Raw genomic sequence first — 13467 nt, forward strand, 5'->3', positions numbered from 1 at the left:
CCTCCCGCCGTTGTGGAGCCACCGGCCGACGAGCTGCCGGCGCCCGTACCCGAGCCCGAGCCGGAAGCGCCGCCGACCCCGTCGGCGCCCCCGGTCCGCGAGGCGGCGCCCCCGCCCGCACAGACGGGCCCGGCTGCCGGACCGGCGCAGCCCGCCGGCCCGCCGGCCACGACGCCGCAGCCGATCCCCGCGGCCGGAGCGTCAGGCGGGGTCGCCGATCTCCGCCGCATGTGGCCCGAGGTGCTCGTCCGCCTCAAGGAGATCAAGCGCACCCCATGGAGCCTGATCTCGCAGGAGTCCGTCGTCTCCGACGTCTCCGAGGGCGTGCTGACGCTCGCCTTCCGGCAGCCGACGCTGCGCGACACGTTCGCCCGGCGCCCGGACTTCCAGGAGTGCCTGCAGCAGGCCATCAAGGACGTCTTGCTGCTCGACCTGCGCATCGAGGCCATCGTCGACCCGTCCGCCGACCCGTCGGCGCAGAACCGCGGCGGGGCCGCACCCTCGGCGCCGGCCCGGCCCGCGCCGCCCGCGGCGGCACCGGCGCCATCCGAGGCGACCAGCGCGCCGGCCGATCCCGCACCCGCCGAGCCTGCACGCGCCGAACCGCCTGCCGGCCCCGGCGCACCATCCTCCGGCCGGGCCGCCGCGGCCAAGGAGGCCGCCCGCCGGGTCCAGGAGCAAAGCGCAGCCGCGGCCGCCGGAGCCGCCGCCGCGCAGGCGCACAGGGCCACCGATGACGACGCCGATCCCGACGACGACGCCGATCTGGCCGACGACGGCGTGTCCGAGCGCGAGCTGCTCGAGCGGACCCTCGGCGCCACCGTCATCGCGGAGATCGAGCACGAGTGATCACTTCGTCAACGCACCTGGTCAGATCGGGCCGGGTCGGTGACGTAGGCTCGCTGTGACCATGTGCCTAGACAAGACCCCGCGTGGGTGAGGAGGCAGCCGTGTTCCCGCCTGGTTCCGAAGGCTTCGACATGAGCCAGCTGCTGCAACAGGCCCAGCGCATGCAGGAGCAGCTCCTCTCCGCCCAGCAGGACCTCACCGAGGCCGAGGCCACCGGCAGTGCGGGCGGCGGGCTGGTCCGGGCCACCGTCACCGGGGCCGGCGAGCTCACCGACCTGCAGCTCGACCCGTCCGTCGTCGACCCGGAGGATGTCGAGACGCTGGCCGACCTCATCATCGCCGCGGTCCGCGACGCGCACGCCGAGATCCAGCGCCAGGCCAACGAGCAGCTGGGCTCCATCAACGCCGACGTCGCGGGCCTGCTCGGCGGCGCCGGCGGCGCGGGCAACCCGCTGGCCGGCCTGTTCGGCGGCGCCCCCGGCGGCGCGCCCGGCTCCCAGGACACCATCCGTGGCGAGATCGAGGGCGACGACCGCAGCGACGACCGCCCGTCCGGCCAGGGCAGCTGAGCCGAGGCGAGCACCATGTACGAAGGCGTCGTCCAGGATCTGATCGACGAGCTGGGGCGGTTACCCGGTGTCGGGCCCAAGAGTGCCCAGCGCATCGCGTTCCACCTGCTCGCCGCCGACGCCGACGACGTCCGCCGGCTGGTCGCCGCGCTCACCGAGGTCAAGGAGAAGGTCCGGTTCTGCACGGTGTGCGGCAACGTCGCGCAGCAGGAGCAGTGCCGCATCTGCCTCGACCCGCGCCGCGACCCGTCGGTCCTCTGCGTCGTCGAGGAGCCGAAGGACGTCGTCGCCATCGAGCGGACCCGCGAGTTCCGCGGCCGCTATCACGTGCTCGGCGGCGCGATCAGCCCCATCGAGGGTGTGGGTCCCGACGATCTGCGGGTACGGGAACTGATGACCAGACTGGCCGACGACACCGTGCAGGAGATCATCCTGGCCACCGACCCGAACCTCGAAGGTGAGGCGACGGCGACGTACTTGGCCCGGTTGATCAAGCCGATGGGGTTGCGCGTGACGCGCCTGGCCAGTGGACTGCCAGTGGGCGGTGATCTCGAGTACGCCGACGAGGTCACTTTGGGCCGCGCATTCGAGGGACGGAGACTGCTGGATGTCTAGCGCTGTTGCACGACCTGCCGACGACCCTGCCGCCGAGTACGGCGACTTCGCCGCGGAGATCGCCGACCAGATCGAGAGCTTCCTGCTGGCCGTCCGCGAGATCGCCCGTGGCGCCGACCCGGGCAGCACGCTGTCGCTGCTGCTCCTCGAGGTCAGCCAGCTGTGCCTGGCCGGCGGCCGTCTCGGCGCCATCAGCGACGTCGTGCCCGACGAGCGGTTCGAGCCCGACGCCGGCCCGGACGCCGACGTCGACGAATTGCGGCTGCGCATCGCCGCGCTGCTCGAGCCGGTCGACGGCTACGTCGAGGTCGTCGACCCCGTCGACCCGGAGCGCGGCGCCACCGGGTTCCGGCTTTCCGACGACCTCGCCAGCATCGCCCAGGACCTGCTGCACGGGCTGTCGCACTACAAGGACGGCCGGGTCATCGAGGCGCTGTGGTGGTGGCAGTTCTCCTACCTGTCCTCGTGGGGTTCGACGGCGGGCTCCGCGCTGCGTGCGCTGCACTCGCTGATCGCCCACACCCGTCTCGACCACCACGACGAACGGATCGAGGTCGCGCAGGAGGCGCTGCTCCCCGTCGAAGCCGAACTCTAGGCCGAAATCTGAACAACCTGTCCCGCGATCCGGACGTCTCGGGGCACAGCCAGCAGGTCGCCTAGACTGCCAGAGGCACTGATGGCTGTGGGAGGAGTGTGCCGTGGGGCTGGTTGTGCAGAAGTACGGGGGTTCCTCCGTCGCTGACGCCGCGGCCATCAAGCGGGTGGCGCAGCGCATCGTCGCCACCAAGAAGGAGGGCCACGAGGTCGTCGTGGTCGTCTCCGCCATGGGCGACACCACCGACGAACTGCTCGATCTCGCCCAGCAGGTTTCGCCGCTGCCGCCGGCCCGAGAACTCGACATGCTGCTCACGTCCGGTGAGCGCATGTCGATGGCGCTGCTGGCCATGGCCATCGGCGACCTCGGCCACGAGGCCCGGTCGTTCACCGGCAGCCAGGCCGGCGTCATCACCGACTCCGCGCACGGCCGCGCCCGCATCATCGACGTCACGCCGGGCCGCATCCGCCAGGCGCTCGACGGCGGCGGCATCGCCATCGTGGCCGGCTTCCAGGGCGTCAGCCAGGACAGCAAGGACATCACGACGCTCGGCCGCGGCGGCTCGGACACCACGGCCGTCGCGCTGGCGGCGGCACTGAACGCCGATGTGTGCGAGATCTACACCGACGTCGACGGCGTCTTCACCGCCGACCCGCGCATCGTGCCGACGGCGCGGCGCATCCCGCACATCACGTACGAAGAGATGCTCGAGATGGCCGCATGTGGGGCGAAGATCCTGCACCTGCGCTGCGTGGAGTACGCGCGCCGCTATGGCATCCCGATTCACGTGCGATCCAGTTTCTCGACGCTCACCGGTACGTGGGTGTCCGATTCCGAGGGAAGTGAGCAGGCCGACATGGAGCAGCCGATCATCTCCGGCGTCGCGCACGACCGCAGCGAAGCGAAGATCACCGTCGTGGGCGTTCCCGACAAGGTCGGCGAGGCGGCCACGATCTTCAGCTCGGTCGCCGCGGCCGACGTCAACATCGACATGATCGTGCAGAACGTCTCGGCCGTCGACACCAACCGCACGGACATCTCGTTCACGCTGCCGGCCAGCGACGGGCGCAAGGGCGTCGAGGCGCTGACGGCCGTCCAGGCCACCGTCGGCTTCGAGTCGCTGCGCTACGACGACGGCATCGGCAAGGTGTCGCTCATCGGCGCCGGCATGCGCAGCCACCCCGGCGTGAGCGCCAAGTTCTTCAGCGCGCTGGCCGACGCCGGCGTGAACATCGAGATGATCTCGACGTCTGAGATCCGTATCTCGGTGGTGGTCCGCGCCGACGACGTCGACGCCGCGGTCACCGCCATCCACCGGGCCTTCGACCTCGACTCCACCCAGGTCGAGGCGGTCGTCTACGGAGGTACCGGGCGATGAGCGACAACCGTCCCACCCTCGCCGTCGTCGGGGCCACCGGCGCCGTCGGCACCGTCATGCGCGACATCCTCTCGACCCGCCAGAACGTCTGGGGCGAGATCCGGCTCATCGCCTCGGCGCGTTCGGCCGGCCGCCGGCTCACCGTCCGAGGCGAGGAGGTCGTGGTCCACGAGCTGACCGCCGACGTCTTCGACGGCGTCGACGTCGCGATGTTCGACGTGCCCGACGAGGTGTCCGCCGAGTGGGCGCCGGTCGCCGCCGAGCGCGGCGTCGTCGTGGTCGACAACTCCGGCGCGTTCCGCATGGATCCCGACGTCCCGCTGGTGGTGCCCGAGGTCAACGCGCGGACGGTCCGCAACCGGCCGCGCGGCATCATCGCGAACCCCAACTGCACCACGTTGACGATGGTCGTCGTGCTCGGCGCGTTGCACGCCGAGCTGGGGCTGACGGCGCTGACGGCTTCGTCCTACCAGGCTGCGTCGGGTGCCGGTCAGGCCGGCATCGACACGTTGCACGACCAGCTCAACAAGGTCGCCGGCAACCGCGAGCTGGGCACTCACCCGGGCGACATCCGCCGGGTCGTCGGCTCTGACCTCGGCCCGTTCCCGGCGCCGCTCGCTCTGAACGTCGTCCCGTGGGCCGGTTCGCTGAAGAACGACGGCTGGAGCTCCGAGGAGCTGAAAATCCGCAACGAGTCGCGGAAGATCCTCGACCTCCCCGACCTCAAGGTGTCGGCCACCTGCGTCCGGGTGCCGGTCGTGACCACCCACTCGGTGGCCATGCACGCGACGTTCGAGAACGAGGTCACCACCGAGCGGGCCTGGGAGATCCTGCGCGACGCGCCCGGCGTGGTCTTGTACGACGACCCAGCGCGTGGCGAGTTCCCGACCCCGGCCGACGTCGTGGGCACCGACCCGACGTGGGTCGGCCGCATCCGCCGCTCGCTCGACGATCCGTACTCGCTCGAGCTGTTCGTCTGCGGCGACAACCTCCGCAAGGGCGCGGCGCTCAACACCGCGCAGATCGCCGAGCTGCTGGCCGCCGAGCTCACTGCCGCCTGACGCCGCCGCCGGCCCGGCGTCGTCAGGGCGCCGGCCGCACCGCGGCGAGCGTGGCCGGTCCGCCCGTAGCCCATCTACCGGTCAGGACGTGGTCGCCGGCCTGCCCCGTGCCGACGACGCGGACGACGACCAGCTCCAGACCGCCTGCCCGCACGACCGTCGTCGGACCGTCGTCGTGCGGGGTCAGCGGAGTGTCCACGGGCAGCGACGGGTCGTCCTCGCGGCCACTGCCGGTCACTTCGGCCGTCGGCTCGCGCGGAACGAGCTCGCCGTCGACGTCGATCAGTTCCTCGGCCTGCGGGGCACCGGTCAGGACGGCGCGGGCCAGCGCGGCGACCCAGACCGGGTCGGCGCAACCGTCGTAGACCCAGCGGGTGCCGAGGACCGAGTGCTCGGTGGTGCCGACGAGCGCGTGCTCGGCGCCGGCGAGCGGGGCGCCGCGGTAGGTCAGCGGCACATGCAGCACTGTGCCGTCGGAGCCCTGGACGAGGTGCGCCTCGAGGCCGACCTCGCCGGCGGGGTCGTCGAACCGGTAGGCGCCGGCCTGCTGCAGCGCACCGGCGCCGGCGGCCCATGGCCGGTCCGGCAGCCAGGTCGCCAGCAGCTCCAACTTGGTCGGCCGCAGTGTGGCGCGGTGGATGAGGGCCACGGTCAGGCGAGCTTGGCCTTGACGGCGGCCGCGACCTTGCTGCCCTCGACCCGGCCGAGGACCCGCGGCTGCACCAGCTTCATGACCTTGCCCATGTCGCGCGGCGACTCCGCGCCGGCCTCGGCGATGGCGGCTGTGACGATGGCGTCCAGTTCGTCGTCGGTGAGGGGCTGCGGCAGGTACTCCGCGATGACGGCGGCCTCGGCCTCCTCGTTCGCGGCGCTGTCGGTGCGGCCGCCGGTGCGGAACGCCTCGGCCGCCTCGCGGCGTCGCTTGACCTCGCGGGTCAGCAGGGCGGTGACCTCGTCGTCGGTGAGCTCACGTGCGGCGGAGCCGGCCACCTCCTCGTTCCCGATGGAGGTGAGCACCATGCGAAGGGTGGCCTTGCGCACGTCGTCCTTGGCGCGCATGGCCGCGGTGAGGTCGGCGCGGAGTCGTTCCTTGAGGGCTGCCATGCGCTGATTTCCTTTCCCTTGTGGTACTCGCCGCCGCTCGGGACCCTCGCGGTCGGCCTTGGGCTAGTCTGCCTCAGCAGCCATGCGCCGGTGGCAGCCCCGGCGCCGAGCACGGTGCGGGCACGGCCGCCGGCGGCCGGATCGCCTGGGCGGACACCGGCGCCAGCCCCGGTTCCGGTTCCGGCTGCGCGGCGGCCGGAGCGGTCGCCGTCGGCTCGGTGAGGACGCGCGGCCGCAGCGTCATCGCCGCGACGGCGCCGGCGGCGAGCAGCCCCGCGCAGACGCCCACCGCGATGCGGTAGGCGTCGGTGAGCAGCTCAGGGTCCTCGTACGCCGCGCCGGACAGCCCTGCGATGGCGGGCAGGGCGGCGACGGCCAGCAGCCCGGCCGCGCGGGCGACGCCGTTGTTGACGCCGCTCGCGACGCCGGCGAGGTGCTGCGGCGCCGACGCCATCACCGTCGCCGTCAGCGTCGGGACCAGCGTCGTCAGGCCGATGCCGAGCAGCGTCACGCCCGGCAGGACGTCGACCAGATAGCTGTCGCCGTCGCCGACCGCCGCCAGGAGCACCACGCCGACGGCACCGATGAGCGAGCCGGTGACCAGCGGCGGGCGGACGCCGAACCGCTTGGCGAGATCGGCGGACCGGCCCGAGAACAGCAGCATGAGGATCGTCGTCGGGATGGTCGCGATGCCCGCTTCGAGCGGAGTCCAGCCGAGTGAGAGCTGGAGCTGCAGCACGAGGAAGAACATGACGCCGGACAGCCCGGCGTACACGGCGAGCGTCATGAGGTTGATGCCGCTGAACGTGCGGTCGGAGAACAGTGACAGCGGGACCATCGGATGCTCGGCCGCCCGCTCCCGGTGGAGGAACGCGACCGCCGCCGCCACTGACAGCACTGCCATGGTGACGTTCAGCACGGACGCGCCGGAGTCGGGCCAGCTGATCAGCGCGTACGTGCTGGCCCCGAGCGCCGCAGCGCCGAGCACCGCCCCCGCGACGTCGAACCGGCCGCCGGCCTCCTCGTCGCGGCTCTCCGGAGCGGTGACGACGATCAGCCAAACGGTCACCGCGGCCAGCGGGACGTTGATGGCGAAGACCCAGCGCCAGTCGAACTCCAGCAGCCAGCCGCCCAGGAGCGGCCCGATGACGCCGGCGACCCCGGTCAGGCCGGCCCACACGCCGATGGCCCGCGGGCGGTCGTCGGGATGCATGGTGGTCTGCAGGATCGCCAGCGCGCCGGGCGTCAGCAGCGCGCCGCCGATGCCCTGCAGCGCCCGCGCGGCGATCAGCACCTCCGCCGTCGGCGCCACCGCGCACAGCACCGACGCCACCGTGAACCAGACGACGCCGAGCAGGTAGATGCGCCGCCGGCCCAGACGATCGCCGAGAGAGCCGCCGAGCAGGATCAGCGCGGCCAGCGTGAGTGTGTAGGCGTTGACGGTCCACTGCAGCGCGGCAAGGCTCGCGTCCAGCTCACGCCCGATGGTCGGCAGAGCGACGTTGACCACGGTGCTGTCGAGGAACGCCATGCCGGAACCGAGCGCCGTGGCCGCGAGCAGTGCGCGGCCGCGCGGAGTGGCGAGTCGTACACCGTCGGTCATGGGCAAGGAGAGTACCCGTGGGGTCCGACTGTGGGAGTCTGGAGACATGGTCGTGAAGCGGGTTGCGCTCGGTCTGGCGGCGTCGGCCGCCGCCGGGCTCGTCTACTCGGCCGGTTACGAGGTGCGGTCCTACCGGCTGCGACGCTTCGACGTCCCGGTGCTCGGGCCGGGCAGCCGGCCGCTGCGGGTGTTGCACCTGTCCGACCTGCACCTCACCCCCGGTCACCGCGGCCGGGCGGCCTGGGTGCGCCGGCTCGCGGCGCTGGAGCCCGACCTCGTCGTCAACACCGGTGACAACCTCGCGCACCCCGAGGCGATCCCGACGGTGCTCGACGCGCTCGGGCCGCTGCTGCGTGTGCCCGGGGTGTTCGTCTTCGGCTCCAACGACTACTTCGGCCCGCGGCCGAAGAACCCGGCGCGCTACCTGCTGCCGCTGGAGCGGATCCGCCACCAGAACGCGCGCGACCACGCCGACGCCGTCGACCTGCCGTGGAAGGAACTGCGCGACGAGTTCCGCTCAGCCGGGTGGCTGGACCTCACGAACAACCGCGGTGCGTTGACCGTCGACGGGCGGCGGCTGACCTTCGCCGGCGTGGACGATCCGCACCTAGGCCGGGACCGGCTGGACGAGATCGCCGGACCGGCTCCCGGTGATGCCGATCTGGCCGTCGGGGTGGCGCACGCGCCGTACCTGCGGGTCCTGGACGCCTTCCAGCGCGACGGGTACCGCCTGCTGCTCGCCGGCCACACCCACGGCGGCCAGATCTGCCTCCCCGGGGTCGGCGCGCTGGTCACCAACTGCGACCTCGACGCGGCGCGGGCGAAGGGTGTGTCGCGGCATCCGCGACCCGGCGGTGCTGGGGCAGCATGGATGCACGTCTCGGCCGGCCTCGGCACGTCGCCGTACGCGCGGGTCCGGTTCGCCTGCCCGCCGGAGGCGACCCTGCTGACGCTGACGGGTGAGCGCTGACGCTCGTCGTGCGGGCGGGGGCGACCGAGTGCTGAACCGGATTTCGATCCTGCGCCCGGCTCGGATATGCTGGCTCAGCACTTCGGGGTGTGGCGCAGCTTGGTAGCGCGCTTCGTTCGGGACGAAGAGGTCGCAGGTTCAAATCCTGTCACCCCGACACAGGTCAGAGCCATATCGATCACTCTCTAGCGGTGGTTCGATCATGGACTGTGGGGATCCCGTGGGATGATCTTGCTTACAAGGTCGGCGGTACTGCTCCTGGAGCTGCCTCGTTCGGCGTGTTCATCCGGTGATTCGTCGTCCGCTCGGTGCCGCCCTTCCATGCGCTCAGGTTCGTTGGCCTGATCCGCGCAGGAGACTCGCGACGGCACGGCCGCGGCGGACAGTGGGTGTTGATCATGGAGAAGGTCACCACCCGCCCGATGCCAAAGGCGACCTTCGCCATGATCAACGGAGATCTGGCGCCGCCGTGTGGTCGTTCGACTCGCGTCGTCACGGTGGTGTCGCCGATGACAGGACCCGGCCGGCAGCGCCGGCGACAGTTCGTCGTAGCCCCCATGACGCCGACATCCTCAATCTCAGCGGCGGCCAACACCGCAATTGGCACGGTCTTCGTGCGCGCTGGGATCGTTGCCGACACCGACGCTCCAAGAAGGAAACGCCATCTACTTCTTTGACAGCGGCGAGGCGCCGACCGCGTTCCGCGAACCCGAACTCGCGTGCACGATTCCTGCAGCGTATGACGCGATGGACGAGCGCCGGGAAGCCTATGAGCTGCAGTACTCACTGCAGCCCGACCGTGGGCCATTCGCTGCGGTAGGTCGGGTAACGGACCCGCCATAGCCGCCAGTCGATCCGGCACCGCCAGGCAGAAGCTCACCCAGCGACAGCGGAGGATCGACTTCGCTCCCCAGGCGGCTGTGCCGGCGGTCCCGCGACCAGGCAGGCTTCGGCTATCTGGACGTGCCCGCCGCCCAGAGCGCCTGGTTGCGGGTCCGCACACGACCTTCGGGCGTGACCAGCGGGGCCCATGCCTCGGTGACCTTGCGCCATACCCGCTCGGCCACAGCGTCCGGCTGACCGCGCACGAGATTCGCGATGGGGGCGGACAAGTCCTTCGTCCACTCGGTCATCGCCTCTGGGGACGCGGTTTCGTAGACAGCCTCGACGGAGCCGGTCTCGACGTCGCGGAACCCCGCTTCCGCCAGCAGCGTGGCCAACCGGCCGGCGTCGGCCAGGGCGAAGATGCCGGGCCGGCCAGGCGGCGGTGACGGCAGCCCCAGTTCCGCGAGCACCACCGGGACGGGCCGTGCGAAGTCCACCGTCGCCGGCGGCCCCCAGACCGCCGCCGCCAGCCGTCCGTCCCGCTTGAGAAAGGACAGTAGTCGCCGGAGAGTACCGGGGACGTCGGGCAGGAACTGCAGGCCCTGCCGGGAGAGCACGGCGTCGAACGTCCCTGGGTCGAAGGAGAGGCCCTCGGCGTCGGCCTCCACGAACTCGATGTTGGCGAGCCCGTGAGCGGCCGCCCGCTCCCGACCGAAGGCCAGCATCTCGGCGCTGATGTCGGTGGCCACGACCCAGCCGGCCGGGCCGACCGTGCGCGCGGCCGCAAGCGCGGGCTCCCCGTAGCCGGTTGCCACGTCGAGCACCGCGTCGCCGGGGCCGATGCCGGCCCGCTCCACGAGCGTCCGCGTCACGGCTTGCCCGCCATCCTCCACTACGTCGTACCAGCGGCGCCACCCTGGCGCCACCCCGTTCCAGTCCCGGCGTTGGCTCTGCTTGAACGCAACCGCGTCGAACGTCTCGGTCATCATCGACACCTCCATCAGGTTGAGTCTCTGGACCCGAGTCCACTCCTCGCAGGGGGGAGGCGCATCGCCCGATCGCACCAAACCTGCCCGACCCGGCGGCTGATGTGTACACACCATTCGGGGTCGCTCAAGCGAGGCCGCAGCGGACGGCGTATGCGGCCGCCGCCGCGCGGGTGGAGACGCCGAGCTTGGTGAAGAGGTTCTGCAGGTGACGACCCACCGTGTGCTCGCTGATCGACAGGGTGACCGCGATCTCACGGTCGGTCATGCCGGACGCGATGAGACGCAGCACCTCGGTCTCCCTGGGCGACAACACCGCAGGACGGTCGAAGTGGACGCCCAACAGGGCCAGGAACGTCGGCGGCTCCGGATCCGCGTCGAGACGGCCCAGGGACGAGTGCGCGGCCTCGATGTCGAGGGCGGCGCCCTCCGCATCACCCAGGTGGCGCCGCGCCACGCCGAGGCAGGTGCGGGCGTATGCCTCCTCGTACGGGAGGCTCAGGGACGCCCACCTTGACTGGGCGTCGCGCAGTTCGGAGAGGGCGCGTGGAAAGCTGCCCTCCATGAGGAAGGCCACTCCCCGAGCGTGGGAGGCGCGTGCCTGCGGAACCGGGAGACGCGTGCGCTGGGCGATGGAGGTCAGCTCGGCTGCGGACTCGCGGGCCAGGTCCACGTCACCGGTCACCGGCGCGGCCTCGAGCTGGGCCCACCGGAACGCTGCCCGCTCCTCGTCCGCGCGGCTTTCGTCGACGAGGCCCGTCCGCAGCGCCGCCAGGGCCGCCTCGACCCGGCCCTGCGCCAACCACACCAGCGAGATTCCTGGCTGCGGGTCGCCGCCGAGCTGGTGGGCGCGCAGATACGCCTGCTCGGCGCCGGTCAGATCGCCGCGCCACCGGCGAATCTCTCCAAGGGAGCAGAGCGCACTCGCCGCTGACAGGGGCTTCCCGCTCGCCAGCTCCTCGGCTGCGGCCCGGATCTCCGCCTCGGCCTCGACCCATCGACCCAGCAGCCCCAGGACCTCACCCCGGTGGACGCGACAGATCCCGTGGAAGGGCGTGGTTGCGGGAAGGGTGTCGCACCAGGCGCGCGCTGCCTCCGTCCACTCGGACGCGCGTGGCAGGTCCGCAACCGCTCGGCACTCGGCGATGACGGCGCAGTACACGGCCCCGCAGAAGTAGTCCGTGAGCTGGCCGGTGAGCACGAACGTCATAGCCTCGTCGAGGGCCGAGGACCCCTCGTCGAGTTGACCGAGCGCGTGCTGGATCCGACCCTGCAAGACCAGTCCGAGTGCGATCACTGCGGGACTGCTTGTCTGTTCCCCGAGTGCGACAGCGTCCGCAGCCCGGCGCCGAGCCTCGTCCAGCTGGCCCCGGTTGAGAGCCAACTCGGCGTCGGCCAGCGCCACCAGCCCATGCTCCGGGACCTCGGTCAGGCTCGCCAGGTGGCGTCGCGCCCGACGTAGCCAACCCAGTGCCACCGCCTGGTCGCCTGCAAACAGGTTCTCCCAGAACAGCCGCCACGCCTGCCGAGCTGCGGCGCGGTGGTCGCCAGCGTCGGCGTACGCCGCGAAGGACTGGCGCCGCGCGGTCATCGCCTCGTCGACGTGGCACAGCAGCCAGGCTGAGTCCGCGAGTGCTTCGAGCTCCCCAGCGGTCAGGTCATCGACGTCGCGGTCGCTGAGGCGCACGTACTCGGCCACCCACTGCCCGCGGGCAGCCACCGGGCTGTGGTTCCGCGACCCCGCGGAGCCGGTCGGGCGTGTCACACCAGAGCCTCTCGATCCTGGTCCCACTGTGGCAGATTTCGGCCCCACCTGCCCCGGCGTGAACGCGTCCACTTGGCTCGGACGCACGAGGCTGGAGTGCCGGCCGGCGTCGTGCATCGCAACCTCCTTGATGCCATGCGTTCGGCGATCGCGATCACCGATGCGTCGGCAGACCACACCGCCCGCCACCCAGGCCTGACGACGTACGCCGATCGGGGCGGGTGGCCACGATGACCCTGGGTCCAGGCGCCCGACCACTATTGACGCAACCTCACGTGAGCGCCGGGGCCGCGGTGTGGTGTGAGACGAATTCTGCGATCGGCTCGGCTACGGCCGCTGGGTCCGTGGTGACCGAGAAGTGATCTCCAGCCTCGAGGATTACCTCCTCACGCTGCGGGAACAGCTCGTGGAGGAAGGCTCGCGTCGCGGGGTTGACCGGGTTCTCCGAAGCGGAACCCCACGAGAGCACTGGGTTGTCGATCGTTGCCGCCTGCTCGACCCCGTAGTTCCACTGGACCAATGCGGAAGCTTCGCCCTCGACGAATGTTGCCGCGTCCTTGATGCCCTGGTTGACGACGCCGGGCCCCGCGGCTTCCGCCGCCGCGCGCCAATCCAGACCAGTTGGCTCGAAGAGCGCATCGTAGGCGCCTGCGATGTCACCCGCCTGGTAATGACCCACCATCGCCGCGAATGCCGGTTCCAGAATTCTCAGCAGGTCCGCGAAGTCGCTGGCAGCCAGCCAACTGCTCGACGGCAGCGGCTCGAGCAGCGCCAGAGACCGTACTCGGTCGGGGTGGGAGGCTGCGAGTACGAGAGCGATCATCGCACCCTCGGAATGGCCGACAAGGTGTGCCCGGTCCACCTCGAGGTGGTCCAACAGGGCGACGATGTCGGCCGCCTGCATGCCGAAGCCACCGGCCGGTCCGCCGCTCTCGCCGTATCCGCGCCTGTGGTAGCGGATCCTCTGGAACCCGCTGAACGCCGGCTGTTCGGCCAACGGACGAAGGAAGTCGGCCCAGATGGCGCCATGGATGAACAGCACCGGTTCCCCCTCACCCTGGACGTTGTAGGCCAACTCGATGCCGTTCACGTTTGTTGTCTTCATCGGAACCCCTTAGGTCGTAGGTCTCGTTCCTGTGGTGCCCGC

13 protein-coding genes, 1 tRNA gene and 1 pseudogene are annotated in these 13467 nt (G+C 71.3%); 9 read left to right on the plus strand and 6 right to left on the minus strand.

The window, feature by feature from the left end; genetic code table 11:
* The 6 genes and pseudogenes from E1262_RS31680 to E1262_RS09065 form a co-directional block, all read left to right on the plus strand.
* Positions 1-849: pseudogene (locus E1262_RS31680) on the plus strand (hypothetical protein); the annotation flags it as partial.
* A 131-nt stretch (positions 850-980) separates the two neighbouring features.
* The gene (locus E1262_RS09045; protein ID WP_132102809.1) at positions 981-1418 is read left to right on the plus strand and encodes a YbaB/EbfC family nucleoid-associated protein; all 438 of its coding nucleotides are present in this window, start codon (positions 981-983) and stop codon (positions 1416-1418) included.
* A gap of 15 nt (positions 1419-1433) precedes the next feature.
* Complete coding sequence (gene recR / locus E1262_RS09050; RefSeq protein WP_132102810.1) at positions 1434-2033, plus strand: recombination mediator RecR; 600 nt, start codon at positions 1434-1436, stop codon at positions 2031-2033.
* Positions 2026-2628 (plus strand): DUF5063 domain-containing protein, encoded by a 603-nt coding sequence (locus E1262_RS09055; RefSeq protein ID WP_132102811.1) that lies wholly within the window; start codon positions 2026-2028, stop codon positions 2626-2628. Before recR ends, E1262_RS09055 begins: the two co-directional genes overlap by 8 nt.
* A 103-nt stretch (positions 2629-2731) precedes the next feature.
* A complete protein-coding gene (locus E1262_RS09060) occupies positions 2732-4006 on the plus strand; it encodes an aspartate kinase (RefSeq protein ID WP_132102812.1) in 1275 nt (424 codons plus the stop codon).
* A complete protein-coding gene (locus E1262_RS09065; protein WP_132102813.1) occupies positions 4003-5067 on the plus strand; it encodes an aspartate-semialdehyde dehydrogenase in 1065 nt (354 codons plus the stop codon). The genes E1262_RS09060 and E1262_RS09065 overlap by 4 nt, the downstream gene beginning before the upstream one ends.
* A 22-nt stretch (positions 5068-5089) precedes the next feature.
* On the opposite strand, the gene E1262_RS09070 is transcribed toward E1262_RS09065, so the two are convergent.
* From E1262_RS09070 to E1262_RS09080, 3 genes are all read right to left on the minus strand, one after another.
* The gene (locus tag E1262_RS09070; RefSeq protein WP_132102814.1) at positions 5090-5716 is read right to left on the minus strand and encodes a CG0192-related protein; all 627 of its coding nucleotides are present in this window, start codon (positions 5714-5716) and stop codon (positions 5090-5092) included.
* A gap of 2 nt (positions 5717-5718) precedes the next feature.
* Positions 5719-6171, minus strand: coding sequence for a GatB/YqeY domain-containing protein (locus E1262_RS09075; protein ID WP_132102815.1), 453 nt, complete (start codon positions 6169-6171; stop codon positions 5719-5721).
* Positions 6172-6244: 73 nt separating this feature from the next.
* Entirely contained in the window at positions 6245-7774 is a 1530-nt protein-coding gene (locus tag E1262_RS09080) for an MFS transporter (RefSeq protein ID WP_162605831.1), read from the minus strand.
* 46 nt (positions 7775-7820) lie between these two features.
* On the opposite strand from E1262_RS09080, the gene E1262_RS09085 reads away from it, so the two are divergent.
* The 3 genes from E1262_RS09085 (at position 7821) to E1262_RS09095 (ending at position 9421) form a co-directional block, all read left to right on the plus strand.
* Positions 7821-8744 carry a metallophosphoesterase gene (locus E1262_RS09085; protein ID WP_132102817.1) on the plus strand — a complete coding sequence of 308 codons (924 nt, stop codon included), beginning with the start codon at positions 7821-7823 and terminating at the stop codon, positions 8742-8744.
* Positions 8745-8827: 83 nt separating this feature from the next.
* Positions 8828-8901: transfer RNA gene (locus tag E1262_RS09090), tRNA-Pro, on the plus strand.
* A 241-nt stretch (positions 8902-9142) separates the two neighbouring features.
* Positions 9143-9421 carry a hypothetical protein gene (locus tag E1262_RS09095; protein WP_132102818.1) on the plus strand — a complete coding sequence of 93 codons (279 nt, stop codon included), beginning with the start codon at positions 9143-9145 and terminating at the stop codon, positions 9419-9421.
* Positions 9422-9697: 276 nt separating this feature from the next.
* Here E1262_RS09095 and E1262_RS09100 read toward each other — a convergent pair whose 3' ends face one another.
* The 3 genes from E1262_RS09100 to E1262_RS09110 form a co-directional block, all read right to left on the minus strand.
* Positions 9698-10633 carry a class I SAM-dependent methyltransferase gene (locus E1262_RS09100; RefSeq protein WP_162605832.1) on the minus strand — a complete coding sequence of 312 codons (936 nt, stop codon included), beginning with the start codon at positions 10631-10633 and terminating at the stop codon, positions 9698-9700.
* Between the two features lie 49 nt (positions 10634-10682).
* Positions 10683-12509 carry a LuxR family transcriptional regulator gene (locus E1262_RS31290; RefSeq protein ID WP_132102820.1) on the minus strand — a complete coding sequence of 609 codons (1827 nt, stop codon included), beginning with the start codon at positions 12507-12509 and terminating at the stop codon, positions 10683-10685.
* A gap of 82 nt (positions 12510-12591) precedes the next feature.
* Complete coding sequence (locus tag E1262_RS09110; RefSeq protein WP_132102821.1) at positions 12592-13425, minus strand: alpha/beta fold hydrolase; 834 nt, start codon at positions 13423-13425, stop codon at positions 12592-12594.
* Positions 13426-13467 lie beyond the last annotated feature (42 nt).

It is taken from the genome of Jiangella aurantiaca, from assembly GCF_004349105.1.
Taxonomy (GTDB): Bacteria; Actinomycetota; Actinomycetes; order Jiangellales; family Jiangellaceae; genus Jiangella; species Jiangella aurantiaca.

Bases quoted from the DNA above. Each gene is read 5' to 3' on its own strand.
- E1262_RS09085 (WP_132102817.1), top strand. From the start codon at position 7,821: ATGGTCGTGAAGCGGGTTGCGCTCGGTCTGGCGGCGTCGGCCGCCGCC.
- E1262_RS09045 (WP_132102809.1), top strand. From the start codon at position 981: ATGAGCCAGCTGCTGCAACAGGCCCAGCGCATGCAGGAGCAGCTCCTC.
- E1262_RS09080 (WP_162605831.1), bottom strand. From the start codon at position 7,774: ATGACCGACGGTGTACGACTCGCCACTCCGCGCGGCCGCGCACTGCTC.
- E1262_RS09095 (WP_132102818.1), top strand. From the start codon at position 9,143: ATGGAGAAGGTCACCACCCGCCCGATGCCAAAGGCGACCTTCGCCATG.
- E1262_RS09065 (WP_132102813.1), top strand. From the start codon at position 4,003: ATGAGCGACAACCGTCCCACCCTCGCCGTCGTCGGGGCCACCGGCGCC.
- E1262_RS09075 (WP_132102815.1), bottom strand. From the start codon at position 6,171: ATGGCAGCCCTCAAGGAACGACTCCGCGCCGACCTCACCGCGGCCATG.
- recR (WP_132102810.1), top strand. From the start codon at position 1,434: ATGTACGAAGGCGTCGTCCAGGATCTGATCGACGAGCTGGGGCGGTTA.
- E1262_RS09055 (WP_132102811.1), top strand. From the start codon at position 2,026: ATGTCTAGCGCTGTTGCACGACCTGCCGACGACCCTGCCGCCGAGTAC.
- E1262_RS09110 (WP_132102821.1), bottom strand. From the start codon at position 13,425: ATGAAGACAACAAACGTGAACGGCATCGAGTTGGCCTACAACGTCCAG.